The organism is Aliiroseovarius pelagivivens (genome assembly GCF_900302485.1).
In the GTDB taxonomy this organism is placed as follows: Bacteria; Pseudomonadota; Alphaproteobacteria; order Rhodobacterales; family Rhodobacteraceae; genus Aliiroseovarius; species Aliiroseovarius pelagivivens.
Genome location: NZ_OMOI01000002.1, coordinates 531849 through 557911, shown reverse-complemented (window position 1 = coordinate 557911; position 26063 = coordinate 531849). Strand labels below are relative to the sequence as shown.

The following is a 26063-nucleotide window of genomic DNA, read 5'->3' as shown; positions in this document are numbered from 1 at the left end:
AATGAACTTACTTTGTTAACGTAACCTATATTGCGCGACCGCATCAGTCGCAAATCAAACCGGCGTGAATCGGCAATATCGCGCACCCGTTATTTGAATTCGCCACATACTGTCTATAGTGAGGCGCTAGAACAAGATTATATTGATGAGAGTATCCATGCGCGCGATTTTGTTGGCATTGGCCACAGCAACCACTCTGGCAGCTTGTACGACCAGCACGACAACGACTGGTGGTGGCGTCAAAGTGTATCGGATTTCGGCGGCGAAGACCTCGTCCATCCAATACCGGATGCTGGATTCCGTGAATGAGCTGCGGGCCGCTGCGGGCGCAGGCCCAATGCAGCTGAACAGCAAACTGAACGCAGCTGCCAAGACGCATGCTCAGGACATGTCTCTTCAGAACCGCCCATGGCATTTCGGCTCGGACGGGTCGTCACCTGTCGATCGTGCGCGCCGGGTTGGGTATACTGGTCTCTATCTGGGTGAAACGATCTCCGAGACCTTCGAAAGCGAACTTCAAACCCTGTCCGCCTGGATGGCAAACCACGACACGCGCCGCATCATCATGGATCCACGAGCACGGAATCTGGGGTTCTCGTGGCATCAGGAATCCAACGGTAAAATCTGGTGGGTGCTGGAAGTCGGCGCTTAGGCCCAGATCACAGACCAAAACGAAAGACCCGCCTGAATTGGCGGGTCTTCCTGTTTATGGGTTGATGTCAATGACCGTGCCCAACCGCACCATCGTATAGATTTCAAGCATTTCGCGGTTCTTGACCGAGATACAGCCAGCCGTCCAATCAGGCCGCTTGGGATCTTTCGGTCGACGCCCGCCATGGATGAAAATCTCGCCGCCGGGTTTCTCACCCTGAGCCTTGGCGTACTCTACATCCGCGCGGTTGGGGTAAGACACCCCGATTGAAAGATAGAAAGCGCTGTTCGGGTTGCGACGGTCAATCACATAGCGCCCTTCGGGGGTCTTCCCGTCGCCTTCAAACTGCTTGTGGCCCTCCGGAGCGAAGCCCAGCTCGATGTTATAGCTTTTCAGGATCTCGGTCCCGTGAAGCAGGTACATCTTTCGATCTTCTTTATTCACGATAATCCGCGTGACCTCGGGCCCGTCATACTGATGACGCTTTGGCCCACACGAGGCGGTAAATAAAAGGGCAAGCACTGCTGCGATTGCGACGACGGTTCTCATATTACACCCGTACTTTTTGTTTGGCACATGGTATCGTGCGCGTCAGCCAACTCAAACCACATCGGATCTGACGGATCAATTGGTGCAAATTCCGCTTACCGGCGCTGGAACTTGGCCACCTGTTCGGTGTGAGCTGACCAGCGGAACTGATCCACAACTTGTATCCAATCCATTTCAAACCCTGCATCAAGCAAAATCTTGGCATCACGCGCAAAACTGACTGCGTTGCACGACACCATTGCCACAACTGACAGGTCCGACGCCGCAATCTGCTCGATCTGCGCCTCGGCCCCGGCACGCGGGGGGTCGATGACCGCAGCGTCAAAGCGTTTCAGGTCCTCGGCATAAAGCGGATTTCGAAACAGGTCGCGTGTTTCGGTCGTCACTTCGTGTAGGCCCTGGGCATGACGCCACCCGGCATCAAGCGCCTTCAGCATGCTATCCACGCCCTCGACCGCGTGAACAGAGGCGTTTTCCGCCAACGGCAGCGCAAAGGTGCCGCAGCCTGCAAACAGATCAATGATCCGCTCCGAATTGCCGATCGCTTCGCGTACCGCAGCCAGAAGGGCGGCTTCGCCTTCGCGCGTGGCTTGCAGGAACGCCCCGGGCGGGGGCGTGACGGCGGCCGCTCCAAAGCTCTGCGCAGGCGGGGTTTCCATCGCGATCACTTCGCCATCCCACGACAAGCGGGCGAAACCGAAGCGGTTTACCGCCTGACCAAGCTCGGCTTGAAGCGCGCGATCCAAAGGCTTGCCCCCGGTGACCGAGACATCTGGCCCCGCATCCGAGACCGTTGCGTTGATCGACAGCTCGCCCTTGCGCGAAGCGCCAAGTGTGGTCAGCTCGCCCAGCGCAGGCAAGGCTTGCAGGATCTCGGGGTGGATAAGGTGACAATTCGTGATTTCGGTGATGGTGCCAGACCGGCGGCCATGAAATCCAACAATCGGTGCTTTCTTCCCCCGACGCGCCGACAGCACAGCGCGTCGTCTGGACCGGGCAGGAGACGTATGGATCGGCCGAAATTCAGTCTCTATCCCGTGGTAATTTAGCGCATTTCGAACAATCTCGGTCTTCCAATTCGCCACGAACTCGTCCGAGGCATGCATCAAAGAACAACCCCCACACGTGTTGTAATGGGGGCAAGCGGGTTTGATCCGATCGGACGAGGGCGTGACAATCTTTGGCGTTTCGATCCGATCGCCCGCGACGTCACCGCGAACAACCTCGCCCGGCAGGGTGCGGGCCGCAAAGATTGGCCCATCGGCGATCCCATCGCCCAAATGGCCCAGACGGGTGATTGTGTGGGTAATATCGCTCATTTCAACAGTTCCTCGCGCGTCAGGATGAAGCCCGATGCGATCCAACGGGTTTCGAGTTCGCGCAGCTTGTCGCCCAGCGCGGGGCCGGTGATGCCGGGCATCAGGTCAACGGGCTTGATTGGGAATTTGGCGGCGGCTCCGGCGTCGATCTGGCGTTCCAGCCCATCGGGTACCGGCGTTTCAAACATCACAGCGCGCAGAATTGCGATGTTGCGCGCCTGATCGGCCCCCAGCCTGTAAGCCAGCTCTCCAATGGTGGCGGAGGAGCCCATTCCATCACGCAAGTTCTCAAGCTGCTTTGCCTGCTTCTTTGACAGGCGCAGAGCCACGGCAACATCTTGACCGCCCAGAAGCGCCAGACGTCGCAAGGAATCCACAGCCAGATCGGCTTCCAGATGCACAAGAACCGCCAGCTTCGACGCATCCCCACCCGGCAGAATACGTGTCAGAACGCCTGACTGCGCCATGGCGGCCATAGCGGGTGCGGGATCGGGCGCCGAGAGAATTTTCAGCATCTCCAGCCCGACACGTTCCTTAGAAAGCGTCTCTAACCCATCCAAATTTGCTGAACAGGCGGCAAGACCCTCGGGATCAATCCCGGCTGCGACATCGCCGTACCAGGCATGAAACCGGAAGAACCGTAGCGTCCGAAGATAGTCCTCGCGGATGCGCGCGTCCGCATCGTCGATAAAGCGCACACGACGCGCCTGAAGATCTGGAAGTCCGTCAAGCGGGTCTAAAATTTGCCCCGTCGGGTCGGCGTACAAAGCGTTCATGGTAAAGTCGCGCCGACGTGCATCATCCTCGATCCGGTCCGAGAACGCCACAACCGCGCGTCGGCCATCTGTCTGGACGTCTTTGCGATAGGTCGTGATTTCGTAGGGCTCATGATCAATGACAATCGTCACCGTACCGTGGTCAATCCCGGTAGGCAGCGCGCGCAGGCCCGCGGCCTCGGCCAGCTCCATCACGCGGGCAGGCAGGGCATCCGTGCACATATCCAGATCCGAGATCCCGACCCCCAAAAGGTCGTTGCGCACGCATCCCCCCACAAAATAGACCTGATACCCGGCATCAGACAGCAAAGCACAGACACGCTGCGCACCATGGTCGTTGATCCAGTCGCCCTGAATACAGGTCATTGCGCCAGCCTTTCGGCCAATCCGCGCAGCATCCGCGCCGTCGCGCCCCAGATGTAATAGGGGCCAAGAGGTACGGTTTCGTACCATCGCATTTGCCCCTGCCAGAACCGCCCCTGTCGACTGAAATTCGCAAGGCGGGTGACGTGATCAAACGGGACGCGGAAAGCCTCTTCAACTTCGCCAGGTTCGACAATTGGGGTGAACTCGGAGGTCACCAAACCCAAGACCGGCGTCACCGTAAAGCCAGTGACCGTCTCGTGTTCGGGAAGCTGGCCCAGAACCTCGACATGGGTCGGGTTCAGGCCAATTTCCTCATGCGCCTCGCGCAGGGCTGTCGCGCGAATATCAGTGTCTAATGCATCACGTTTACCGCCCGGAAAGGCAATCTGACCCGGGTGGTGCTTCAAGGCCGAGGACCGTTTGGTCAGGACCAGCTCAAGCCCTGTTCGGGTTTCGACAAAAGGCATCAATACGCCAGCCGGGCGCAGTTTTCGTCCGGCGGGCAGAACCACGCCGGGCGAAAGATCAAAGTCCGAGCTTCCCGTCCCCGTCAGGGACAGGGCAACCCGAAGGCGCGAGATTTGATCAGGCGCTGTCACCATCCGCGCCCTTTGCATCCTTACCCACTGTGCCTGGATCCAGATCGTAATGCGCGCCGCAGAACTGACAATCAGCGGTCACGCGACCTTCGTCATTGGTCATGTGGCCAATGTCACGATCAGAATAGATCGACAGGCTTTCGCGCACGCGTTCCTCGGAACAGGGGCAGCCGAAGCTAAGCGGCTGCGGATCATAGACGCGCGGCGCTTCTTCGTGGAACAGGCGCACCAACAGCTCGGTCGGCTGAACGGATGGTCCGACCAGCTCCAGCTCTTCCACCGAATCCAGAAGGATGTTGGCGCGGCTCCAGTTTTCGCTGTCGTCTTCCGTCAGCAAATCGGCAGGTGCCAGCAATCCGCCCTCGCCCGAACCACCTTCGCCCGTCACATGCGGCGAGGCTTTCGGCATATGTTGCAGCATCACGCCACCCGCGCGCCAGCCTTCCTGGCCGCCTGCCCAGACCGATTTTCCAAAGGTCAGGTGGAAGCGGGTCGGCAGCTGTTCAGACTGCGCGAAATAGGCTTGTGCACAATCGGACAGTGAATTGCCAGCGATCGGCGTTATACCCTTATAGGGTTGCTTGCCTTCGTTTTGCTGGATCAGGATCGCGAACATGCCCTTACCAATCTGCGGAAAGCTGGGCCCAGTGGGGTCCAGACGCTCTTCGTCAAAGCTGGCATAGGCGCGGATTTCAGCGGGTTCACCTGCCACCTTCGGCGCATAATAGTCGGTGGCAATCAAGCGCGCGGGGCCATCACCGCGGATCTGCAGCGACAGCTTCCAGCTTTGCTTGATCGTCTGCCCGATCATTGCGGTCAGCATGGCGGCTTCGGCCACCAGCGCTTCGATCGCGGGCGGGTAATTGTGTTGGGACAGGATCGCGTCCAGCGCTCCGTCAAGGCGCAGAAGGCGCCCACGGATGTCGCTGTTGTCCAGTTGGAATGGCAGAATGGTGTCATCCCATGCGATTTGAGATCCAAGAGTCATTGGGGTTTCCTATCGGCGTTCAGCTTGGCATACCGCGTCTATATGGTGGCAGCAACCGAATGGAAAAGGGATGATCCGAAGATTTGGCGCGCCAAAGCATAGAAATCGGACCTATACCCCGCGTCCGGGCGCTTATGCGATCCTTTTGCGTGGGCAGGACATACTGCTAACCCATCAGGGTGGAGGCTTCGACGAATACCAGTTGCCCGGCGGTGGCATTGATCCCGGTGAAAGCCCAATTGCGGCCCTGCATCGCGAAGTTATGGAAGAAACCGGCTGGACCATCCGCAATCCCGTACGCTTGGGCGCGTATCGCCGCTTCACCTTCATGCCAGAGTATGACCTGTGGGCCGAAAAGATCTGTCACATCTTTCTGGCAGTCCCGGTTCGGCAGATCAGTGCCCCGATCGAACCGGATCACGATGCGGTTTGGAGCGGCGCGCGCACCGCTGCAAGTCTCCTCGCCAGCGCAGGCGACCGGCATTTTGTCCAAACCTATGTCTGGGACTTGTAGGTCAGCATTACGCAGGACAGATCATCGCCGAACTCTTGCCCACCTGCGAACCGATCCAGATCCCAAACCATCGCATCGAACAGCATCTCGTTCGTCAGCCCGCTGTTCTTCTCAAGAATTTCGCCAAACCCTTGTTCTTCAATCTGATCTTTCTGAACATTCTCACATTCTGTGAAGCCGTCCGAATAGAAGATTAGCCGTTCTCCGAGCTGTAAATTCAGAGTTTGACGTTCAAATTCAGCATCCGAGATCAAGCCGATCGGCATACCGCCTTCCCCAATGAAATGCGCCCGGCCGGATCGGTTCAGCACCACGGCGTTTGGATGCCCGCATTGTGTAAACTCCACCCGGCCGGTGGTCATATCCAGATAGCCAAACAGCATAGTAAAATAGTGCTCGGACAGCATGTCCTTGGTCAAAAGCGTATTCAGCTGGGCCGCAACTATTTCCGGTGGTTGCCGTCGGTGATCGCCGTCATTGCGCTCGATCAGTGCGATGTTGTGTGTGGGCGATCCCTCGGACAGGTACGACGCCAGCCGTGCGGTCAGCAGGGCCGATGCAATCCCATGCCCAGACACATCAATCGAGTAGAAAGCGATGTGATCTTTTCCGGCATCGAAGAACCCAACCAGATCACCGCCCACATGTCCGCAAGGCTTCAATAGCAAGGACACTTCCGCCCGACCCCAATCGCGGAACGATTCACGCACCAAAGATTGCTGCATCTTCCGTGCCTCGACCAAGTCGCGATCCAGCGAATCATATAGTGTCTTCAGCTCGGCCAGAGCAGATGACACCAGCCGGTTTGTTTCCTGAAGCTCACGCTCCATCGACAGAATGCGCCCACCCGCAGAAATCCGCGCGCGCAACTCGTCCGGGTTAAAGGGTTTGGCCAGAAAATCGTCAGCCCCGACATTCAAACCGCGGGACACCGCGTCTTTATCCGATTTTGACGTCAACAGAATGAAATAGACATAGCCATTCGCGGTTTGTGAGCGGATGGCTTTGCACAGTTCCAGCCCGTCCATGCCGGGCATCATCCAGTCGCTGAGGATCAAGTCGAACTCTTGCGCGGCAAACAGCTTGATCGCTTCAAGCCCTGATCCCGCTTCGGTAACCTGATAGCCCTGCTTCGCCAGTGATCTCGACATCAAGCTGCGTTGGGCGCGGCTGTCATCAACGACCAAAATACGCTGAATCGAATCAGGTCTGGCCGCATCCTTCTGCGCGGCGCCTGTGCTGATCACCTCAGTATTATTTTGTTTTGCTACACCCAAGATTGCCCCAAGACTCATAAAATACACGATATCTCGGATCATCATTAGGGCGCGCGATTTAACAGGTCTTTAAAGCTAAAATTCGTCTTTATCTGTATTTATAACAGCATGTTAACCAGCGTCGTGGAAGATCACGCCAGACAAACAGGAAATACCCATGATCGACTGGCGCCGCGTAAACGAACTGAAAGATGAAATCGGAGAAGAGGATTTCGGCGAAGTGGCCGAGATCTTTTTGGAAGAAGTGGACGAGGTGATCGCTCGGCTGAGATCCAGCCCCGATCCTGCGCTTTACGAACAGGACATGCATTTCCTGAAGGGCTCGGCCCTGAACCTGGGGTTTCGGGGCCTATCCGAGATCTGCGGACAGAATGAAACAGACGCAGCCAATGGTCAGGGCCACCAGATCCAGCTTGAGCCCGTCTTCACCACCTACGAACAGTCAAAACTCGAATTTATGACGAAGTGCTAGACCACGAACTCGGCAATGGTTTCGTCATCCGTGATGTCCGAGAAGGCGAAACCGTGCTCTTCCAACCGCTGCTCCAGCAAGTCGAAGTTCTCGGGCTGGCTGGTTTCTATGCCCAGCAGAACAGAGCCGAAGTTACGCGCGCTTTTCTTCATGTACTCAAACCGGGCGATGTTGTCGTCCGGGCCCAAGATTTGAAGAAAGTCTTTCAAGGCGCCGGGTCGTTGCGGCAACCGCAATAGGAAATACTTCTTCAGCCCGGCAAAGCGCTGCGCGCGCTCTTTGACATCGGGAAGGCGTTCGAAGTCGAAATTCCCGCCGGACGTCACACAGATCACCGTCTTCCCACGAATGTCGTCCTGAAGATCTTTCAGGGCGTCGATCGACATTGCGCCGGCAGGCTCAAGCACGACACCTTCGACATTCAGCATGTCCAAGATGGTCAGGCAAATCCGGTCCTCGGGCACCGTTAGCAGATGTGCTGGGTCGATTTCTTTCAGCACGTCGAATGTCATCGCGCCGATCCGGGCCACGGCGGCGCCGTCTACAAAGTTATCTACGCGATCCAGAGTCACCGGATGCCCGGCGTCCAATGCGGCGCGAAGGCTGGCGCCCCCGGCAGGCTCGACATAGCGCAAAGCCGTTTCCGGCGCAGTTGCGCCCAGATACTTGGTGACGCCTGACGACAGCCCGCCACCGCCAACAGGCAGAATGACCAGATCCGGCGCGCGCCCAAGTTGAGACACGATCTCGGCGGCGACGCTGGCCTGTCCTTCGATCACATCGGTGTCGTCGAAAGGCGACAGGAAATGGCCGCCCTCGGCCTCGCAATACTCTTGCGCGGCTTTCAGCGTGTCGTCGAAATAGTCCCCAACCAAACGAATCTCGATATTGTCCCCGCCGAAAATGCGGGTTTTCTCGATTTTCTGCTGAGGTGTTGTGACCGGCATGAAGATCACGCCACGCACGCCGAAGTGGCGGCTGGTGAAGGCAACGCCCTGCGCGTGATTGCCTGCAGACGCACAGACGAACAGATCCCGCGATGGATCCGCGGCCAGTGCCTTGCCCATCGCATTCAACGCGCCACGGATTTTATAACTGCGTACAGGGCTGAGGTCTTCGCGTTTCAACCAAATATCAGCGCCATACATCGCGGACAGGTGGTCATTGCGCTGCAAGGGCGTCGCGGGGAACAATGCCCGCATCTGCTGCTCGGCCACACGGGCTCTTTTCAGAAAATCGCTCATGCCTGATCTCTCCATCAAGACGTGGTTCTTGGCAAGGGCGTCCCGGATGCGGCCCACACAGAAGATGTGCATTTTGGAAACAGTTTTTGCCAAAAGGGTATATTTTTCAAATACTGTGCATAATTATCTTGCCAGACACCGTTGTTCGGCTAGCGTTACGCTCAACCATAACTAGGCACAATTGTCCGAAAAACACGGAGAGCGTACAAATGCGAACACTCACCAAGGCCGTAATGACCGCCCTTGTCACCACCCTTGCTGTACCGGCAGCGAGCACTGCAATCATGATCGCATCGGCAGAGCCCGCATTTGCGAAGGGCAAAGACAAGGACCGTGGCGGAAGCAAGGATCGTGGCAGCAAGCCGGATCGCGGGTCGAAACCGGATCGTGGCAGCAAGCCCGAAAAGGGATCGAACGGCAATGGTTCGACAAGAAGCTCACTCAAATCCGCCAACGCATCGAACGCAAGTGCGCGCGCCCTTGAAGTCGCCAATGCCAAAAGCCGCGTCGGCAAGGCAGCCGCCTATCGTGATGCGACAGTCAATGTAGGCGAGGCTGATGGAAAAGCTGTGGCAGCCACAGCAGCCGTTGAAACCCACAAAGAGAACGACCCAGGGTTCACGGCGGCCGATACTCAGACCAAGATCGATGGTTTGAACGGTCAGTTGACCAACCTGAATACCGAGAAATCTGCACTGCAGACAGAACTTGATGCCCTCAACGCCAAGACTGATCTGACGGATGACGAGCTTGCGCGTATCGACGAGCTGAATACGGCTATCGCCGACAAGGATACTCAGATTTCCGCGGTAAATGATGATCTGGCGTCCGCACAGGGCGATCTTGATGTCGCCACCGCCTATGAAGACGAGCTTGCGCGCCTTGAGGACGAAGCGGCAGCGGCAATCGCCGCGGCAGCAGCGGCGGCTCAGGGGCAACAGGATGCCCTGCTGGCCCTGACCAATGGCCGCGATATTTCAGATGACGAAGCCGCCATGGACGAGCTGCACGGCAACCTCGGTCTCTGATACGCTGCAACGTAGCGCTTGAATTTGTGAAGGGCGGTCCATTGGGCTGCCCTTTTACATTCAGAACACGCCTGCGCATCCTTGCTCTTTCCCTTAAAAACATATAATCGCCGCGCGATACGCTCGTGAAAGGGAAACCGATGATTTCGTCCAATACCGCGCCCCAGTCTGCGCCGAAGAAAGTTGTTCTGGCCTATTCCGGTGGCCTCGACACCTCGATCATTCTGAAGTGGCTACAAACCGAATACGGCTGCGAAGTGATTACCTTCACCGCTGACCTCGGTCAGGGCGAAGAACTGGAACCCGCGCGCAAGAAAGCCGAAATGATGGGCATCAAGCCCGAGAACATCCACATCGAAGACCTGCGCGAAGAATTCGTGCGCGATTATGTCTTCCCGATGTTCCGCGCCAATGCGCAATACGAAGGCCTGTACCTGCTGGGCACCTCGATCGCACGTCCGCTGATCTCGAAGCGTCTGGTGGAAATCGCCGCCGAGCATGGCGCAGATGCGGTTAGCCACGGCGCAACCGGCAAAGGCAACGACCAGGTTCGTTTCGAACTGGCCGCCTATGCGCTAAACCCCGAAATCGTCGTGATCGCCCCGTGGCGTGAATGGGATCTTGGTTCGCGCACCAAACTGCTGGATTTCGCCGAAAAGAACCAGATTCCGATCGCTAAGGACAAGCGCGGCGAGGCTCCGTTCTCGGTCGATGCAAACCTGCTGCACACCTCGTCGGAAGGCAAAGTTCTGGAAGACCCCGCCGAGGATGCACCGGATTACGTCTATCAGCGCACCGTGCACCCAGAAGATGCGCCGGACACGCCCGAATTCATCGAGATTGAGTTCGAAAAAGGCGATCCCATTGCCATCAACGGCGAGAAGATGTCGCCCGCGACCATCCTGACCGAACTGAACGAATACGGTCGCAAGCACGGCATTGGCCGTCTGGATCTGGTTGAAGGCCGCTATGTCGGTATGAAATCGCGCGGGATCTACGAGACCCCCGGCGGCACGATCCTTCTGGATGCGCACCGTGGCATCGAGTCGATCACCATGGACCGCGGCGCGATGCACCTGAAAGACGAGCTGATGCCGAAATATGCAGAGCTTCTGTACAACGGCTATTGGTTCTCGCCCGAGCGCGAAATGCTTCAGGCGGCCATCGACCTGAGCCAAGAGCACGTGACCGGCACCGTCCGCATGAAGCTGTACAAAGGTCTGGCCCGTGTGGTTGGCCGTTGGTCGGATCACTCGCTGTACTCGGAAGAGCACGTGACCTTTGAAGAGGACATGGGCGCTTACGATCAGACCGACGCCGCTGGCTTCATCCAGCTGAACGCGCTGCGCCTGAAACTGATCGCGATGCGCAACAAACGCGTCAAGTAAGCTCGCGCCACGTCACTGTGGACCGCGTTCAAACGCCCCCGTATCACACGGGGGCGTTTTTACATGAGGACCCCCAATGCCCCTGACCCACATCGCCGAAAAGATCGAACGCGGTCTGACAAAAGTTCCGTTCGAGGAAAGCCTGAAGCTGGATTGCGGCGAGGACGGCGTGATTGTTCTGCAGGACGGGATGTTGTCGCGCGATGACGTCGACACGGATTGCACCATCGCAATGTCCCACGCCAATCTTGAGAAACTGATGAAGGGCGATTTGAACCCAATGACCGCCTTCATGATGGGCAAAATCAAAGTCTCGGGTGATGTGTCAATTGCAATGCGTCTGGGGCAGCTTCTGAAGGGCTAGAAGTCTCTAACCCTGCAGAAAGTGGTCTACTTCGTCCCGCGACGGGATAGCGTCTGCGGTTCCGAAGCGGGTGACTTTAATGGCAGATGCTGCCGCCCCAAGCCGCATGGCTTCTTCGGGTGACATCCCCTGATCCAAACCGGCGGCGACATAGCCGATAAAGCAATCCCCCGCGCCGGTCGTATCAACAGGCGTGACCGGGAAAGCCGGAACCTGTGCAGTCTCCACACCATTCTCGATCCAGACGGCCCCGTCGGCACCTTTGGTAATCAGAACCACGGGCACCTCAAGATCTGCCAATCCCACGCCCAGCGCGTCGGTCAGTTGCTGCGCCTCAACCTCGTTCAGCACCAGCATATCGATGACGGGCAGCATCGCTTTGGCATCTGCGGCCACGAAGGGCGCCGCGGAGTAGATGACACGCAGGCCTTTCGCCTTGGCAAGCGTTGCGGCTTCGACCGTCATTTCGGTTTCGTTTTGCAAGATCAGCGTGTCACCGGGCCCGGCGGTGGACAGAGCGCCAGCGACATGACCCGACGCGAAAGCACGATTGGCGCCGGGGAAAAGAACGATCTGGTTCTCGCCTTCGGGGTCCACCAGTATATTGGCGTGGCCCGTTGCCACCTCTGCCCGCGCGATGTGGCGCGTATCCACCCCGGCGTGCGTCAGCACTTCGACACACCAATCACCCTCGGGACCGACAGCGCCGATATGACTCACCTGCGCCCCGGCCCGCGCGCTTGCGACCGACTGGTTCGCGCCCTTGCCACCCAGCCCAACGGAATGTTCGTTCGCTGCCAAGGTTTCGCCCGGCGCGGGCATGTGCGGCACGCGATAGAAGTTGTCGATATTGATGGATCCGAGGTTGTATATGGTCACGCGGCACCTCCTTGCCTGTCCACGTTAGCGCGCTTGCCCGCAGGTGCAAGTCGCGCGTAACATTACGGGGAAACGCCTTGTTTTATTCACCTTTCTGAATATCACTTCCCTATTGTATTCCATTGTATACCGTTTATATCAGACGCACACGCGCGCATCACCATGGAGACCACCATGACTAAGATCCAAGCCACTTTGATCCCGGGCGACGGGATTGGCCCCGAAATCACCGAAGCCGTTACAGCCATCCTCGACCATATGGGCAGCCCGTTTGAGTGGGACGTGCAACAGGCAGGCATGACCGCGTTCGATACGGTCGGCACACCGTTGCCCGAAGCGACGCTGGACAGCATCCGCAAAACCAAACTGGCGCTGAAAGGTCCGCTGACCACGCCCGTTGGCGGTGGTTTCAAGTCAATCAACCTGCAACTGCGTCAGGCGTTCAACCTTTATGCCAATGTGCGCCCGACCAAGACGATCAAGGCGGATGGGCGCTATGACAACGTTGATATGGTGATCTTCCGCGAGAACCTGGAAGGGTACTATATCTCGGACGAAGGCTATATGGAGCACAATGGCGATCCCGAGGGCAAAGTCTTCTCGACCGGCTATAACACCAAAGAAGGTGCCCAGCGCATCACCCGCGCTGCTTTCGAATACGCGCTGGCAAATGGCCGCAAGAAAGTCTCGATCGTGCACAAGGCCAACATCCTGAAGCTGCTCTCTGGCATGTTTTTGGAAGAGGCCCGCAAGATCGCCAAGGAATACGAAGGTCGCGTCGAGTGCGATGAGCGCATCGTCGATGCCTGCGCCATGCAGATGGTCATGTACCCCGATGCGTTCGACGTGATCGTCACAACCAACCTGTTTGGCGACATCCTGTCGGACTTGGCAGCCGGTCTGGTTGGCGGTCTGGGTCTGGCGCCGGGCGCCAACATCGGTGAAGACGCCGCGATTTTCGAAGCTGTCCACGGATCAGCCCCCGACATCGCGGGCCAGCAAAAAGCCAACCCCTGTGCATTCCTTATGGCGGCGGGCCTGATGCTTGAACATGTTGGCAAGCCCGAAGACGCACAGCGCTTGAAGAAAGCCGTCGTCGACACGGTGCAGGCCAAAGACCGCGTGACTCCGGATCTTGGTGGCACAGGCAACACAATGTCGATTGCCGAGGCCATCATGGATCGCCTCTGACTCGAATTCGTCGGGTCGCGGCTTAGGCTGCGACCCTTTTTCTCGGGGCTGTTAGCGCTCCGCCCTTTTTTTCTTCACGATCTTTGTGTATGGGAAAGGGGAAATCCCACCTTTCGCCGATCAGGACATTGATCCCTAGGCGAAGTTTCCCGCGAAAAAAGAGGTGTTCTAAGATGACCGATAAATCGCAAGCAGACATTCTGTATACCATTGTAGACGAAGCACCCGAGCTGGCCTCGGCTTCGTTCCTGCCAATCATCCGCAAATTCGTTTCCAGCGCTGGAATCACCGTTGGTACGCCGGACATTTCGCTGGCTGGCCGCATCATCGCGACCTTCCCCGAGAACCTGACCGACGATCAGCGCCAGTCGGACGACCTGGCCGCACTGGGCGAGCTGGTGAAAACCCCCAGCGCAAACGTGATCAAGCTTCCGAACATCTCGGCTTCTGTCCCTCAGCTGGTTGCGGCCATCGAAGAGCTGCAAGCGCAGGGTTATGACATCCCGGCCTACCCGGAAGATCCGTCCAGCGACGAAGAAAAAGCCATCCGCGCACGCTTTGACGCCATCAAGGGCTCGGCTGTGAACCCGGTTCTGCGCGAAGGCAACTCGGACCGCCGTTCGGCCCGCGCCGTGAAAAACTTCGCCCAGAACAACCCGCATTCGATGGGTGCTTGGGAATCGTCCTCGAAGACCAAAGTGTCGTCGATGTCGGGCAACGACTTCTACGCGAACGAAGTATCGGCCACCATCACCGCCGCTCAGGCGGGTGACGCGAAAATCGAATTCGTCGGCAAAGACGGTTCGACCACCGTTCTGAAAGACGGCTGGTCGCTGGAAGAAGGCACCATCGCGGATGCGACCTTCATGTCGGCGAAAGCCCTGGGTGCTTTCCTGGCAGACGCCATCGAAGACACCAAAAAAGACGGCACCATGTTCTCGCTTCACATGAAAGCGACCATGATGAAAGTGTCGGACCCGATCATCTTCGGCCACGCTGTCAAAGCATGGCTTGGTCCGGTTTGGGACAAGCACGGCGAGGCGATTGCCGCTGCCGGCGGTTCGCCGAACTCGGGTCTGGGTGCTGTTCTGGACGCCATCGACAGCCTGGACAACGCAGACGAGATCAAAGCGGAAATCGCTGCCTTGGATCGTCCGTCGATGTACATGGTCGACAGCGACAAAGGTATCACCAACCTGCACGTACCGTCGGACGTAATCATCGATGCTTCGATGCCCGCAGTGATCCGCGCTGGCGGTAAAGGCTGGGATGAAGCTGGCAACAAGGGCGACACCAACTGCGTGATCCCCGACCGCTGCTATGCCACCATCTATGACGAAAGCATCAACTTCTTCAAAGCCAATGGCGCGCTTGACGTGACCACCGCTGGCTCGGTGGCGAACGTTGGCCTGATGGCTCAGAAAGCTGAAGAATACGGCTCGCACCCGACCACTTTTGAAGCCCCCGCAGACGGCACCATTCGCATCGTGACCGCCAATGGCGACACGCTGCACTCGCATGAAGTCGAGGCCGGTGACATCTGGCGTTCGTGCACTGTGAAGAAGGCTCCGATCGAGAACTGGATCGAGCTGGCCCTTGACCGTCAGCGCCTGACCGGTTCGGAAGCCATCTTCTGGCTGGACGCAAACCGCGGCCACGATGCCGAGCTGATCAAATACGTGACGCCCGCGCTGGAAGCTGCCGGCAAAGCCGACCTGTTCCAGATCATGGCCCCGCGTGAAGCAACAGCTCAGTCGCTGAAAACCATCACGGCTGGCAATGACAGCATCGCCATCACCGGCAATGTGCTGCGTGACTATCTGACCGACCTGTTCCCGATCCTGGAACTGGGCACCTCGGCCAAGATGCTGTCGATCGTGAAGCTGATGAAAGGTGGCGGTCTGTTTGAAACCGGCGCTGGTGGATCTGCTCCGAAGCACGTTCAGCAGCTGGTTGAGCAAAACCACCTGCGTTGGGACTCGATGGGCGAGTTCTGTGCACTGGGTGAAAGCCTGAACTTCCTGGCTGACGTCAAAGGCAACGCCAAAGCTGGTGTTCTGGGCGCAGCAGCCGAAGCTGCAACACAGGGCATTCTGGACAACAACAACTCGCCGTCGCGCAAAGTTGGCGAGCCGGACAACCGCGACAGCCACTATTGGTTCGCCCGCTACTGGGCAGACGCTCTGGCTGCTCAGTCGGACGATGCTGATCTGGCGGCCGAGTTCGCTCCGGTTGCGAAGGCTCTGGCCGAAGGCGAAGAAGCCATCCTGGCAGAGTTCGCCGCAGCTCAAGGCCCAGCAGCTGACATCGGCGGCTACTTCCGCCCGTCGGTCGAGCTGAAAGCCAAAGTGATGCGCCCCTCGGCCACGCTGAACGCGATCATCGACTAAGATACGTCTCTAAATCACCTGAAAACCCCGTCCCAGTGGCGGGGTTTTCTGTTTTCAGCTGCCCTGCGTCACGACACCCGATAGGCGCAAAAGATCCCGCTCCGGGAACCAGATGCCGCTGGAGGGCGTGTCATATACACGCGCGATAAACCCAGCCGAAACACCCTGCCCCAACATGAATTCCCGATCGCGCGCCTGTTCGGCCTCGATATCAAACCCCGGCAACCGCTGTGCGTCTTCCAGCGAGTAGCTGTGAAACCCCAGGCGTGCGTTTGGTCCAAGTTGCCGCTGGCTTCCGGCGATGAACATCAATGTGCAAGCCGAGCTGCACGCATCGTCCACTTGGGTATGAAGGCCATGCGTCGTGATCAGTTTGGCAAGGCCGCGCGCTTCAAACACATTACCGCCTTCGCTGCTGAGGGTAATGCGTTTAGGGGCTGGCCCTTGCGCCAATTCCTTGCCCAGCGCTTTGGTCACACCCAATACGATCTGCCCCTGAAACAGAAGGCTGCCATCAGGCTGGCGAATGATTTGATACTGCGCCTGCCGCTCTTGCGCCTTGCGTTCGGCGAAGCTGGGTCCGTCATCAACTGGACGCGTCGCCAACCCCAGCGCCCACCACTGTGATCCCACGACAAACACCGCGATAATCAGGGCAATCATCCCGCCCCAGGTGGGCAACATCGAACCGGTATCGCGCAACCGCCCTTCCGCCGCGCGGAAATAGCCCACGCTTTGCCACAACAGGCACAACGCATCGGCGCCTACTAGTACCACAGCCGCCCAAATCGCAATCGGAGCGTCGCGCAAAACCATCAAAATCAAGGCATAGACAGCCAGCCGCACCCCAACGCCGTTGAGCCAGAAGCTTTGCCAAAGCGGATGCTTTCCGCGCAGATGGTCCACAGCATATCCCATGGGCAACCCTAGGGCCGTCCCGTGAAACAAGTCAAACCGGGTCAGAAGCGATCCCGGTCATGGGGGCGATCAAAGTTCAGCGCCGGACCTTTAGGTACAACGCGCGTCGGATTGATCGTCTCGTGCGAATAGTAGTAGTGCGACTTGATGTGCTCCATGTTCACCGTGTCGGCCACGCCGGGATGTTGATACAGCTCGCGCAGATAGTTCGAGATGTTCGGGAAATCCTCGATCCGTTTCAGGTTGGTTTTGAAGTGCCCATGATAGACCGCATCAAATCGGATTAGCGTTGTGAACAGACGCCAATCTGCCTCGGTCAGCTGGCTGCCAACCAGATAACGGGTTTCTGACAGGATGCTCTCGACCCTATCCAGCGCGTCGAAAAGGGCGTCGAACGCCTGCTCATATGCCTCTTGCGTGGTGGCAAATCCGCAGCGATAGACACCATTATTGATGTTTTGATAGATGTCGTCGTTGATCGCGTCGATCTGATCGCGCAGCGCTTGAGGGTAGAAGTCCTGCGTATTCCCAGTCAGGCCGTTAAAGGCGGAATTGAACATCCGGATGATCTCGGAGCTTTCGTTGCTGGCAATGCGATTTTGCACTTTGTCCCACAGAACAGGCACAGTCACCCGGCCCGAGTAATCGGCTTTGTCCGTGGTATAGATCTGATGCATAAAACTGTGCCCGAACAACGGATCTGGGTCGGCGGCATCAAACTCCCACCCGTTTGACAACATATGCGGATGCACGGCGGTCACGCCGATCAGATCTTCCAGCCCCTTCAGCTTGCGAAAGATCAGGGTGCGGTGTGCCCAGGGACAGGCAAGTGAGACATACAGATGATAGCGACCAGCCTCGGCCTTGAACCCGCCATCACCCGTTGGGCCGGCGGCACCATCTTCCGTGACCCAATTGCGAAAGCGTGCGTCTTCGCGTCTGAATTTCCCGCCGGTTTTCTTGGTGTCGTACCAAACGTCGTGCCAGACGCCATCCACAAGCTGACCCATCGGAGCCTCCTATCTTCTGCAGAAAAGATAACAGCCTCCGGTCATCAAACAACTCAGCGCAATACGCGTCAGACCTGTTCAAACCTGCACAGAACGCAAACGGCCCGCGGGAATCCCACGGGCCGAAAACGTCTCTAACTAAGCTGAATTAGCGCTTGCCCAACCGGGTGGCCGCCAACATCGCCATGTTCAGAATGTCGTTCGAGGTCGAGTTGGTCGAACAAATCTGGATCGGCTGGTCGATGCCCGACAGGATCGGACCGATGACCGTGGCGCCGGCCAGTTCCTGCATCATCTTGACCGAGATCGACGCCGAGTGACGGGCCGGAACCACCAGAATGTTGGCTGGGCCAGACAGGCGGCAGAACGGATATTGCGCCATCACGTCAGCGTTCAGGGCCACGTCTGCAGTCATTTCGCCTTCAAACTCGAAGTCTACGCCGCGCGCTTCCAGAATGGCCGGTGCTTCGTGCAGTTTCGAGGCGCGTTCCGAGACCGGATAGCCGAAGGTCGAGAAGCTTACGAAGGCGACACGCGGCTCAAGGCCTAGACCGCGCGCGACGGCGGCGGCACGTTCAGCAATATTTGCCAGATCTTCGGTTTCGGGCCATTCATGCACCAAGGTATCTGCCATCAGGACGATGCGCCCCTTGTGCAAAATCGCGGTCACACCCACAGCACCATCGCTGGCGCGGGCGTCAAATACGTGGTTGATCCGATCCAGAACATAGGCCGATTTCCGGGTCGCGCCGGTGATCAGGCCGTCACCATGACCGTGCGCCAGCATAAGCGACGCGAACACGTGGCGATCCCGTGCGGCCAGACGGTGAATGTCGTGATGGTCGAAGCCCTGACGCTGAAGGCGCTCGTACAGGAAATCCTTGTAGGTCTCCAAATGCTCGGTGTTTGCAGCGTTCACAATGCGCAGCTCGCGCACGGCGTCGCCCAAACCATCGGCGGTTAGCTTGGCTTTCACATCTTCTTCGCGCCCAACAACCAGCGCCTGACCATAGCCATTTCGCTGATACTGAACGGCAGCCCGCAGAACTTGCGAATTATCACCTTCGGCAAAGATCATCGTTGCCTGGTTCTTACGCGCCCGCGCCGTGATACCGCGCAGGATCGAGGCCGTCGGGTCCATCCGTGCCTTCAGGCTTTGTTCGTACCCGTCCATATCAATGATCGGACGGCGCGCGACGCCCGTGTCCATCCCGGCCCGTGCAACTGCTGGCGGGATCACGTGGATCAAGCGCGGATCAAACGGGGTCGGAATGATGTAGTCGCGACCAAAGGTCAGCTTCTTGCCATAGGCCATGGCAACTTCATCCGGCACATCTTCGCGGGCGAGCTCGGCCAGTGCCTGCGCACAAGCAATCTTCATCTCGTCATTAATGGCGCGTGCGTTGATGTCCAGCGCACCGCGGAACAGATACGGGAAGCCAAGCACGTTGTTCACCTGGTTCGGATAGTCCGAACGACCGGTCGCAACGATCGCATCATTGCGTACTTCGTGGGCTTCTTCGGGCGTGATTTCCGGATCGGGGTTCGCCATGGCGAAGATGACCGGGTTATCCGCCATCGAGGCAACCATGTCCTGCGTCACCGCGCCTTTGACCGACACGCCAAGGAATACGTCTGCGCCGTCCATTGCTTCTTCCAAGGTACGCAGTTCGGTGTTGGCGGCGTGGGCCGACTTCCACTGGTTCATACCTTCGGTACGACCCTGATAGATCACACCCTTGGTGTCACAAACGATGCAATTGTCATGTTGCGCGCCCATTGACTTGATCAACTCGATACAGGCAATGCCCGCAGCGCCCGCGCCGTTCAAAACGATGCGACAATCCTCGATCTTCTTGCCCGATAGATGCAGTGCGTTCAAAAGGCCAGCCGCACAAATCACCGCCGTGCCGTGCTGGTCGTCGTGGAAGACCGGGATGTCCATTTCTTCCTTCAAGCGCTGCTCGATGATGAAGCACTCGGGCGCTTTGATGTCTTCCAGATTGATGCCGCCAAAGGTCGGGCCCATCAGCTTGACCGCGCTGATAAACGCTTCGGGGTCTTCGGTGTCCAGCTCGATATCGATCGAGTTTACGTCAGCAAAGCGTTTGAACAGAACCGCCTTACCCTCCATCACCGGCTTCGAGGCCAAAGCGCCCAGATTGCCCAGTCCCAGAACTGCGGTCCCGTTGGAAATCACCGCAACAAGGTTGCCCTTGTTGGTATAGTCATAAGCCGTCTGCGGGTTCTCGGCGATCGCTTCACAGGGAACTGCAACACCCGGCGAATAGGCCAGGGAAAGGTCGCGCTGCGTGGTCATCGGGACGGACGGCGTGATCTCGAACTTGCCCGGCGTGGGGTCAATATGGAAGGCTAGCGCCTCTGCATCAGTGATCTTGGCTTTGGGCATGGTTCGGGCCTTTGTCATCTTCTTACGAAGCCAAACCCTTACAGGGGGAAAATCCGGGCCTCAACCGGTATTCAGCTATTAATCTGTCTTTTATTGGGGGTTTTTAGGTAATTGTTGGAAATTATTTCCGAAGATCGCCGCAACAATCGCAATCTGACGCCCCAAATTCATTCGCACGTGCCTTTCGGCCCGATCCATCCTATATCTCGATCAACAGATTTGGAGGCATCTCGTGGCACAAAAAGTCCTTTTGACCGGCGGCGCAGGGTTCATTGGCTCTCATACCTTTGTCGAGCTGACCAAGGCCGGGTATCAGGTTGTGATCCTTGACAACTTCTCGAACGCGGATCGGGGCGTGCTGGACAGGCTTGAAGTGATCAGTGGCGAAAAAGTCGTCCACGTTGATGGAAACGTGCTGGATGAATCCCTTTTGACCCGCGTGTTTGCCGAGCACACGTTTGACGCCGTCATCCACTTCGCCGCGCTGAAAGCTGTGGGTGAAAGCACCGAAAAGCCGCTGGACTATCTGACCACCAACATCTCGGGTCTCTATACGCTTTTGAACGTGATGAAGGCGGCGGGTGTGTTCCGTCTGGTCTTCTCATCCTCGGCCACCGTCTATGGCCAGCCGGATCAACTGCCCGTACCGGAAACCGCCCCGCGCAGCTTCAACAATCCCTATGGCTATACCAAGCTGGTCTGCGAACAGTCCCTAGAACAGGTCGCAACTGCGGACGACCGCTGGGCCTTCGGGATCCTGCGCTATTTCAATCCGGCAGGTGCGCATGAAACGGGCCTGATCGGAGAAGATCCGAACGACATTCCCAACAACCTGATGCCCTATATCGCCAAAGTCGCCACTGGCGAGCTTGAGAAGCTTTCAGTCTTCGGAGACGACTATGACACGCCCGATGGCACCGGCGTGCGCGACTATATCCACGTGATGGATCTGGCGCGCGGGCATGTGCAGTCGGTGGATGCGCTGTTGAACACCAACGAAGGTCACACTGTGAACCTCGGCACAGGCACCGGATACTCGGTGATGGATATGCTCCGCGCTTATGAGCAAGCCGCCGGGAAAGAGCTTCCCTATCAAATGTGCCCGCGTCGCGCGGGCGACGTGGCCAGCGTTTACGGCGACCCAACCAAAGCCCGCGATGTATTGGGTTTTGAGGCAGAGCGCGGGTTGGATGACATGTGCGAAAGCAGCTGGAACTGGGTCTCGCGCCGCAAAAATACCTGACCCCTCTTTCACCCCGACGCACGACGCCCTAGTCTGTCGCAAAGCAAAACGCCGGGGGGCAGCAGGTGAGCGATAAACCAGCCAAGATCACGCCAATGATGGCGCAGTTTCTTGAGATCAAACAGGGCTATCAGGATGCCCTTTTGTTCTATCGCATGGGCGATTTTTACGAGCTTTTCTTTGATGACGCCGTCGCCGCGGCCGCCGCCCTGGATATTGCACTGACCAAACGCGGCAAGCATCTGGGCGAAGACATTCCCATGTGCGGCGTGCCCTTTCACGCAGCCGAAGGCTATTTGCTGACACTGATCCGCAAAGGATTTCGCGTCGCAGTCTGCGAACAGTTAGAGAACCCGGCCGAAGCGAAGAAGCGCGGCTCGAAATCTGTCGTGCGGCGTGACGTCGTACGGCTGGTCACACCCGGCACGTTGACAGAAGAAAGCTTGCTGGACGCGCGCCGCCACAATTTCTTGGCCGCTTATAATGTCGTGCGCGACGAAGCCGCGCTGGCGTGGGTCGACATTTCGACCGGCGCGTTCCGTGTCATGCCCTGCCCGCCTGTGCGTTTTGGTCCGGAACTTGCCCGCCTTGCCCCGCGCGAGGTGGTGTTGTCCGAGGCTGATTACTCAGATTGTGCTGTAATAGTCACTGAGTCGGGTGCATCCCCCACCGAGCTGGGACGCGCAGCTTTTGACAGCACCGGGGCAGAAAAGCGTCTTCTGGATCTCTATAAAATCGGATCGCTTGATGCATTTGGCAACTTCTCACGGGCCGAACTTGGCGCAATGGGTGCCATCGTCGAGTATCTGGACATTACTCAGAAGGGCAAACTGCCCCTTCTGCGGCCGCCGGTAAAAGAACTGGCGCAAGGCGCGATGCAGATCGATGCCGCCACGCGCCGCAATCTAGAACTGACGCACAGCCTGTCGGGCGGACGTGACGGGTCGCTGATATCTGTGATTGACCGCACTGTGACCGCAGGCGGTGGGCGCTTGCTCGAACGACGGATCTCCAGCCCCTCTCGCACCTTATCCGAAATCAACGCCCGCCTTGATGCGGTGCGTTTTCTGGTGGAACAGAGACTGATTTGTGAAAACACGCGCGAGTTCCTGCGCAATGTGCCGGATATCGACCGCGCCCTGTCTCGATTAGGGTTAGAGCGCGGAGGCCCACGTGATCTGGGCGCCATCCGCAACGGGCTTGCCGCTGCGGGTGATCTGTCTGACGGCCTGACGCAATCCGATCTTCCCGCCAAGCTGGCCGAGGCTTCGGCAAATCTGCGCGGGCATGACGATTTGATCGAGCTTCTGGATCAAGCGCTGGTCGCAGAACCCCCGCTTCTCGCCCGCGACGGCGGCTTTGTCGCACCCGGGTATGACGAAGATCTCGACGAAGCGCGGCAGCTGCGTGACGAGGGCCGCAGCGTAATCGCCGCAATGCAGGCGCAATATGCCGAGCATACCGGGATCGGCTCGCTGAAAGTGAAGCACAACAATGTGCTGGGCTATTTCATCGAAACCACAGCGACCCACGCCGAGAAGATGCTGAACCCGCCGTTGTCGGAAACCTATATTCACCGACAAACCACAGCGAATGCGGTGCGGTTCACCACTGTCGCGCTGAGCGATATGGAAACCAAGATCCTGAATGCGGGCAATCGGGCGTTAGAGATTGAAAAACGTCTCTATTCCAGCCTAGTTGGTGCAATTCTGGATCAGGTGGCGGCTGTGTCTGACACCGCCCGCGCCCTGTCCGAAATCGACGTGGCAACCGGTTTCGCCGATTTGGCACGCTCCGACAACTGGTCCGCCCCGGTGGTAGATGACAGCCGCGTGTTTCACGTAGAAGGCGGCCGCCACCCAGTGGTCGAGGCCGCGCTGCGCAGATCAGGTGAGGCCTTCGTCGCAAACGATTGCGATCTTGCCGATGGGGCCCGCGCCGCTGATGTCTGGCTTCTGACCGGACCAAACATGGCCGGTAAGTCGACCTTCCTGCGCCAGAACGCGCTGATTGCCCTGCTGGCACAGGCCGGCAGCTTTGTTCCAGCAAAATCCGCGCATATCGGTTTGGTCTCGCAATTGTTCAGCCGCGTCGGCGCGTCGGACGATCTGGCGCGGGGTCGATCGACCTTCATGGTCGAAATGGTCGAAACTGCTGCCATTCTGAACCAAGCAGACGACCGGGCTTTGGTCATTTTGGATGAAATCGGGCGCGGCACGGCAACCTATGACGGCTTGTCCATCGCTTGGGCCACGCTGGAACACCTGCACGACGTCAACAAATCCCGCGCGCTCTTCGCCACGCATTACCACGAGATGACGCAGCTGTCCGACAAGTTGGACGGTGTCGAGAACGCCACGATTGCCGTGAAAGAATGGGATGGCGAGGTCATTTTCCTGCACGAAGTCCGCAAAGGCGCGGCTGATCGGTCTTACGGTGTGCAAGTCGCGAAGCTGGCCGGCCTTCCCGACAGCGTTGTCGCCCGCGCAAATGTGGTGCTGGAAGCGTTGGAAAAAGGTGAACGCGAAGGATCGGGCCAGAAGGCTATCATTGATGATCTTCCGCTGTTTTCAGCCATTTCCGAACCTGCCCAAAGCGCACCAACCGGCCCCAGTGACTTGGATCTAGCGCTGAAAGATATCCATCCGGACGACCTGAAGCCGATTGACGCCCTGAACCTGCTTTATGAATTGAAAGAGCTGGCGGCGGAAAAGTAAACGCCCCCGGAAATCCGAGGGCGTTTAGCCAAATTCAGCTGCGTTAGAGCCGCTTACTTCGGTGTCGACGACACGCCAACCTGCGCCGGGCGCAGCAATCGGTCATGCAGCATGAAGCCTTCAGCCATTACCTGAATGATATCGCCAGCTCTGGTGCCGGGCACCGGGGCTTCGAACATGGCTTCGTGAACTTCCGGGTCAAACTCATCGCCAATTTCGGGTGACAGCAGGTGAATGCCGTGCTTGTCAAAGATGCCCAACAAGGCGCGCATGGTTAGCTGAACGCCCTCCAGCAGAGCCTTATCCGCTTCACCAGCATCGCTGGATGCCTCAAGCGCGCGTTTCATGTTGTCGTAGACCGGCAGCATGTCGCGCGCCAACTTCGATCCGCCATAGTTCTCGGCCTCGCGACGGTCACGTTCGCCACGTTTGCGGGAATTCTCTGCATCCGCCAGCGCACGCATGAAACGATCTTTCATCTCGTCACGCTCTGCACGCGCGGCAATCAGCTCGTCTTCGAGGTTCACCTCGTCCTCAAGGGTCACTTCTTCGGTCATCAGCTTGTCGATGCCCGGTTCCAGTTCCTCTGCGCGTTCGGTTTTCGCGTCCGTCATAATCTTTGCCTCTATCCTCGGCCTTTATCCTCGATCCGAGATCATTTTGCCGATCAATTGCGCGGTATAGTCCACAACAGGAACAATCCGCCCATAGTTCAGCCGCGTCGGGCCAATCACACCCACAGCACCAATGATCTTTCGATCAGCGTTCATATAAGGGGAAACCACCAAAGAGGAACCCGAAAGTGAGAAAAGTTTGTTCTCGGACCCAATAAAAATGCGCACGCCTTCGCCCTGATCGGCCAGATCAAGGAATTCGGCGATATCACGCTTACGTTCAAGGTCATCAAACAGCGTTCGGATGCGCTCCAAATCAATCTCGGGCCCGTCTTCTGTTAGAAGATTCGAGCGTCCGCGCACGATTAGCCGTTCATAGGTCTGGCCCTCGTTCTCCCAAATCGCAGCGCCGCTTTCGATCAAGGCCTGCGCCAGCGTGTCGAGTTCTTGCCGCCGATTTGTGATTTCGGATGAAATAATCCGCTGAAGCTCGGAAATCGTACGGCCTTCGGCCAAAGCGTTCAGGAAGTTCGCCGCCTCTCGCATCGAGCTTGGGGTTTGCCCCACGGGCGGTTCGAACACGCGGTTTTCCACGTGACCATCCGCAAAGACCAGCACCGCCAAGGCCCGGTCGGGTCCAAGCGACACGAACTCGATATGTTTGATCGGCGCTTCGTGTTTGGGCGTCAGAACCAAACTGGCCCCCGCCGTGATCCCGGACAAAGCCGCGCCCACCCGATCCATCATCGAGTTGATATTGCTTTCATTTCCGACAGTTGCATCAATTTTCTGTCGGTCATCCATCGTCAGATCCGACACTTCAAGCAGCCCATCCACAAACATCCGCAAGCCAAGTTCCGTCGGGATGCGCCCAGCCGAGACATGTGGACTGTCCAACAACCCCATGTACTCTAGGTCTTGCATCACATTGCGAATGGTTGCCGCGCTGACATTTTCCGTCAGGCTGCGGGTCAGGCTGCGCGATCCAACCGGCGCGCCCGTTTCAAGATAGCTTTCTACGATGCACCGGAAGACCTCGCGCGAGCGATCATTCATGTCTCCGATCAAATCAGAAGCGTCTGCCATCAGCTTAGCCTTGCCTTTTTGCCGGACCCATGGCTATCACGCTTTCAAAGCGGAAACAAAGGAAGAAGC

23 protein-coding genes are annotated in these 26063 nt (G+C 57.9%); 10 read left to right on the top strand and 13 right to left on the bottom strand.

The window, feature by feature from the left end:
• Nucleotides 1-157 precede the first annotated feature (157 nt).
• Nucleotides 158-652 (top strand): divisome-associated lipoprotein DalA, encoded by a 495-nt coding sequence (dalA, locus tag ALP8811_RS14875; protein WP_108858044.1) that lies wholly within the window; start codon nt 158-160, stop codon nt 650-652.
• Between the two features lie 54 nt (nt 653-706).
• Here dalA and ALP8811_RS14870 read toward each other — a convergent pair whose 3' ends face one another.
• The 5 genes from ALP8811_RS14870 to hslO all read right to left on the bottom strand — a co-directional run bounded on the left by ALP8811_RS14870 (nt 707) and on the right by hslO (nt 5249).
• The gene (locus ALP8811_RS14870; RefSeq protein ID WP_108858043.1) at nt 707-1201 is read right to left on the bottom strand and encodes a L,D-transpeptidase family protein; all 495 of its coding nucleotides are present in this window, start codon (nt 1199-1201) and stop codon (nt 707-709) included.
• A 95-nt stretch (nt 1202-1296) separates the two neighbouring features.
• The gene (locus ALP8811_RS14865; RefSeq protein WP_108858042.1) at nt 1297-2520 is read right to left on the bottom strand and encodes a class I SAM-dependent RNA methyltransferase; all 1224 of its coding nucleotides are present in this window, start codon (nt 2518-2520) and stop codon (nt 1297-1299) included.
• The gene (locus ALP8811_RS14860; protein WP_108858041.1) at nt 2517-3662 is read right to left on the bottom strand and encodes a CCA tRNA nucleotidyltransferase; all 1146 of its coding nucleotides are present in this window, start codon (nt 3660-3662) and stop codon (nt 2517-2519) included. Before ALP8811_RS14860 ends, ALP8811_RS14865 begins: the two co-directional genes overlap by 4 nt.
• Nucleotides 3659-4264: a CoA pyrophosphatase gene (locus ALP8811_RS14855; protein WP_108858040.1), complete on the bottom strand. Its 606-nt coding sequence runs from the start codon at nt 4262-4264 to the stop codon at nt 3659-3661. The genes ALP8811_RS14860 and ALP8811_RS14855 overlap by 4 nt, the downstream gene beginning before the upstream one ends.
• Entirely contained in the window at nt 4248-5249 is a 1002-nt protein-coding gene (hslO, locus tag ALP8811_RS14850; RefSeq protein WP_108858039.1) for an Hsp33 family molecular chaperone HslO, read from the bottom strand. The genes ALP8811_RS14855 and hslO overlap by 17 nt, the downstream gene beginning before the upstream one ends.
• Nucleotides 5250-5319: 70 nt before the next feature.
• On the opposite strand from hslO, the gene ALP8811_RS14845 reads away from it, so the two are divergent.
• Nucleotides 5320-5763 carry an NUDIX hydrolase gene (locus ALP8811_RS14845; RefSeq protein WP_108858038.1) on the top strand — a complete coding sequence of 148 codons (444 nt, stop codon included), beginning with the start codon at nt 5320-5322 and terminating at the stop codon, nt 5761-5763.
• On the opposite strand, the gene ALP8811_RS14840 is transcribed toward ALP8811_RS14845, so the two are convergent.
• Nucleotides 5745-7058 (bottom strand): PP2C family protein-serine/threonine phosphatase, encoded by a 1314-nt coding sequence (locus ALP8811_RS14840; RefSeq protein WP_108858304.1) that lies wholly within the window; start codon nt 7056-7058, stop codon nt 5745-5747. The genes ALP8811_RS14845 and ALP8811_RS14840 overlap by 19 nt on opposite strands.
• 139 nt (nt 7059-7197) lie before the next feature.
• Between ALP8811_RS14840 and ALP8811_RS14835 the strand changes: the two genes are divergently transcribed.
• Nucleotides 7198-7512: an Hpt domain-containing protein gene (locus ALP8811_RS14835; RefSeq protein WP_108858037.1), complete on the top strand. Its 315-nt coding sequence runs from the start codon at nt 7198-7200 to the stop codon at nt 7510-7512.
• Here ALP8811_RS14835 and ilvA read toward each other — a convergent pair.
• On the bottom strand, nt 7509-8756 hold the full coding sequence (ilvA, locus tag ALP8811_RS14830) for a threonine ammonia-lyase IlvA (protein ID WP_108858036.1): 1248 nt from the start codon (nt 8754-8756) through the stop codon (nt 7509-7511). The genes ALP8811_RS14835 and ilvA overlap by 4 nt on opposite strands.
• A gap of 209 nt (nt 8757-8965) precedes the next feature.
• Here ilvA and ALP8811_RS14825 point away from each other — a divergent pair, with 209 nt between their 5' ends.
• From ALP8811_RS14825 to ALP8811_RS14815, 3 genes are all read left to right on the top strand, one after another.
• Nucleotides 8966-9784 (top strand): hypothetical protein, encoded by an 819-nt coding sequence (locus tag ALP8811_RS14825; protein ID WP_146184034.1) that lies wholly within the window; start codon nt 8966-8968, stop codon nt 9782-9784.
• A 140-nt stretch (nt 9785-9924) separates the two neighbouring features.
• A complete protein-coding gene (locus ALP8811_RS14820) occupies nt 9925-11172 on the top strand; it encodes an argininosuccinate synthase (RefSeq protein ID WP_108858034.1) in 1248 nt (415 codons plus the stop codon).
• 76 nt (nt 11173-11248) lie between these two features.
• Nucleotides 11249-11536, top strand: coding sequence for an SCP2 sterol-binding domain-containing protein (locus tag ALP8811_RS14815; RefSeq protein ID WP_108858033.1), 288 nt, complete (start codon nt 11249-11251; stop codon nt 11534-11536).
• Nucleotides 11537-11542: 6 nt separating this feature from the next.
• Here the strand turns inward: ALP8811_RS14815 and ALP8811_RS14810 are convergent, their stop codons facing one another.
• The gene (locus tag ALP8811_RS14810; protein WP_108858032.1) at nt 11543-12415 is read right to left on the bottom strand and encodes a ribokinase; all 873 of its coding nucleotides are present in this window, start codon (nt 12413-12415) and stop codon (nt 11543-11545) included.
• A gap of 174 nt (nt 12416-12589) precedes the next feature.
• On the opposite strand from ALP8811_RS14810, the gene ALP8811_RS14805 reads away from it, so the two are divergent.
• Both ALP8811_RS14805 and ALP8811_RS14800 read left to right on the top strand, forming a co-directional pair.
• Entirely contained in the window at nt 12590-13606 is a 1017-nt protein-coding gene (locus ALP8811_RS14805) for an isocitrate/isopropylmalate dehydrogenase family protein (RefSeq protein ID WP_219928736.1), read from the top strand.
• 173 nt (nt 13607-13779) lie between these two features.
• Nucleotides 13780-15996, top strand: a complete 2217-nt coding sequence (locus tag ALP8811_RS14800) for an NADP-dependent isocitrate dehydrogenase (protein WP_108858030.1) — start codon at nt 13780-13782, stop codon at nt 15994-15996.
• Nucleotides 15997-16050: 54 nt separating this feature from the next.
• Here the strand turns inward: ALP8811_RS14800 and ALP8811_RS14795 are convergent, their stop codons facing one another.
• From ALP8811_RS14795 to ALP8811_RS14785, 3 genes are all read right to left on the bottom strand, one after another.
• On the bottom strand, nt 16051-16914 hold the full coding sequence (locus tag ALP8811_RS14795) for a COG3904 family protein (RefSeq protein WP_108858029.1): 864 nt from the start codon (nt 16912-16914) through the stop codon (nt 16051-16053).
• A 41-nt stretch (nt 16915-16955) separates the two neighbouring features.
• Nucleotides 16956-17924: a glutathione S-transferase family protein gene (locus ALP8811_RS14790; RefSeq protein WP_108858028.1), complete on the bottom strand. Its 969-nt coding sequence runs from the start codon at nt 17922-17924 to the stop codon at nt 16956-16958.
• Between the two features lie 148 nt (nt 17925-18072).
• Nucleotides 18073-20334, bottom strand: coding sequence for an NADP-dependent malic enzyme (locus tag ALP8811_RS14785; RefSeq protein ID WP_108858027.1), 2262 nt, complete (start codon nt 20332-20334; stop codon nt 18073-18075).
• A gap of 232 nt (nt 20335-20566) precedes the next feature.
• Between ALP8811_RS14785 and galE the strand changes: the two genes are divergently transcribed.
• Together galE and mutS are read left to right on the top strand one after the other, a co-directional pair.
• Nucleotides 20567-21577 (top strand): UDP-glucose 4-epimerase GalE, encoded by a 1011-nt coding sequence (gene galE / locus ALP8811_RS14780; RefSeq protein WP_108858026.1) that lies wholly within the window; start codon nt 20567-20569, stop codon nt 21575-21577.
• 95 nt (nt 21578-21672) lie between these two features.
• Nucleotides 21673-24294 (top strand): DNA mismatch repair protein MutS, encoded by a 2622-nt coding sequence (gene mutS, locus ALP8811_RS14775; RefSeq protein WP_108858025.1) that lies wholly within the window; start codon nt 21673-21675, stop codon nt 24292-24294.
• 53 nt (nt 24295-24347) lie between these two features.
• Here mutS and ALP8811_RS14770 read toward each other — a convergent pair whose 3' ends face one another.
• Nucleotides 24348-24908 carry a nucleotide exchange factor GrpE gene (locus tag ALP8811_RS14770; RefSeq protein ID WP_108858024.1) on the bottom strand — a complete coding sequence of 187 codons (561 nt, stop codon included), beginning with the start codon at nt 24906-24908 and terminating at the stop codon, nt 24348-24350.
• 24 nt (nt 24909-24932) lie between these two features.
• Nucleotides 24933-25994, bottom strand: a complete 1062-nt coding sequence (hrcA, locus tag ALP8811_RS14765) for a heat-inducible transcriptional repressor HrcA (RefSeq protein WP_108858023.1) — start codon at nt 25992-25994, stop codon at nt 24933-24935.
• Nucleotides 25995-26063: the final 69 nt, after the last annotated feature.

Bases quoted from the DNA above. Each gene is read 5' to 3' on its own strand.
- ALP8811_RS14785 (WP_108858027.1), bottom strand. From the start codon at position 20,334: ATGCCCAAAGCCAAGATCACTGATGCAGAGGCGCTAGCCTTCCATATT.
- ALP8811_RS14820 (WP_108858034.1), top strand. From the start codon at position 9,925: ATGATTTCGTCCAATACCGCGCCCCAGTCTGCGCCGAAGAAAGTTGTT.
- ALP8811_RS14815 (WP_108858033.1), top strand. From the start codon at position 11,249: ATGCCCCTGACCCACATCGCCGAAAAGATCGAACGCGGTCTGACAAAA.
- ALP8811_RS14800 (WP_108858030.1), top strand. From the start codon at position 13,780: ATGACCGATAAATCGCAAGCAGACATTCTGTATACCATTGTAGACGAA.
- ALP8811_RS14795 (WP_108858029.1), bottom strand. From the start codon at position 16,914: ATGGGATATGCTGTGGACCATCTGCGCGGAAAGCATCCGCTTTGGCAA.
- ALP8811_RS14825 (WP_146184034.1), top strand. From the start codon at position 8,966: ATGCGAACACTCACCAAGGCCGTAATGACCGCCCTTGTCACCACCCTT.
- ALP8811_RS14790 (WP_108858028.1), bottom strand. From the start codon at position 17,924: ATGGGTCAGCTTGTGGATGGCGTCTGGCACGACGTTTGGTACGACACC.
- ALP8811_RS14805 (WP_219928736.1), top strand. From the start codon at position 12,590: ATGACTAAGATCCAAGCCACTTTGATCCCGGGCGACGGGATTGGCCCC.
- ALP8811_RS14870 (WP_108858043.1), bottom strand. From the start codon at position 1,201: ATGAGAACCGTCGTCGCAATCGCAGCAGTGCTTGCCCTTTTATTTACC.
- hslO (WP_108858039.1), bottom strand. From the start codon at position 5,249: ATGACTCTTGGATCTCAAATCGCATGGGATGACACCATTCTGCCATTC.
- hrcA (WP_108858023.1), bottom strand. From the start codon at position 25,994: ATGGCAGACGCTTCTGATTTGATCGGAGACATGAATGATCGCTCGCGC.
- ALP8811_RS14845 (WP_108858038.1), top strand. From the start codon at position 5,320: ATGATCCGAAGATTTGGCGCGCCAAAGCATAGAAATCGGACCTATACC.
- ilvA (WP_108858036.1), bottom strand. From the start codon at position 8,756: ATGAGCGATTTTCTGAAAAGAGCCCGTGTGGCCGAGCAGCAGATGCGG.
- ALP8811_RS14860 (WP_108858041.1), bottom strand. From the start codon at position 3,662: ATGACCTGTATTCAGGGCGACTGGATCAACGACCATGGTGCGCAGCGT.
- ALP8811_RS14835 (WP_108858037.1), top strand. From the start codon at position 7,198: ATGATCGACTGGCGCCGCGTAAACGAACTGAAAGATGAAATCGGAGAA.
- dalA (WP_108858044.1), top strand. From the start codon at position 158: ATGCGCGCGATTTTGTTGGCATTGGCCACAGCAACCACTCTGGCAGCT.
- ALP8811_RS14840 (WP_108858304.1), bottom strand. From the start codon at position 7,058: ATGAGTCTTGGGGCAATCTTGGGTGTAGCAAAACAAAATAATACTGAG.
- mutS (WP_108858025.1), top strand. From the start codon at position 21,673: ATGATGGCGCAGTTTCTTGAGATCAAACAGGGCTATCAGGATGCCCTT.
- ALP8811_RS14770 (WP_108858024.1), bottom strand. From the start codon at position 24,908: ATGACGGACGCGAAAACCGAACGCGCAGAGGAACTGGAACCGGGCATC.
- ALP8811_RS14865 (WP_108858042.1), bottom strand. From the start codon at position 2,520: ATGAGCGATATTACCCACACAATCACCCGTCTGGGCCATTTGGGCGAT.
- ALP8811_RS14855 (WP_108858040.1), bottom strand. From the start codon at position 4,264: ATGGTGACAGCGCCTGATCAAATCTCGCGCCTTCGGGTTGCCCTGTCC.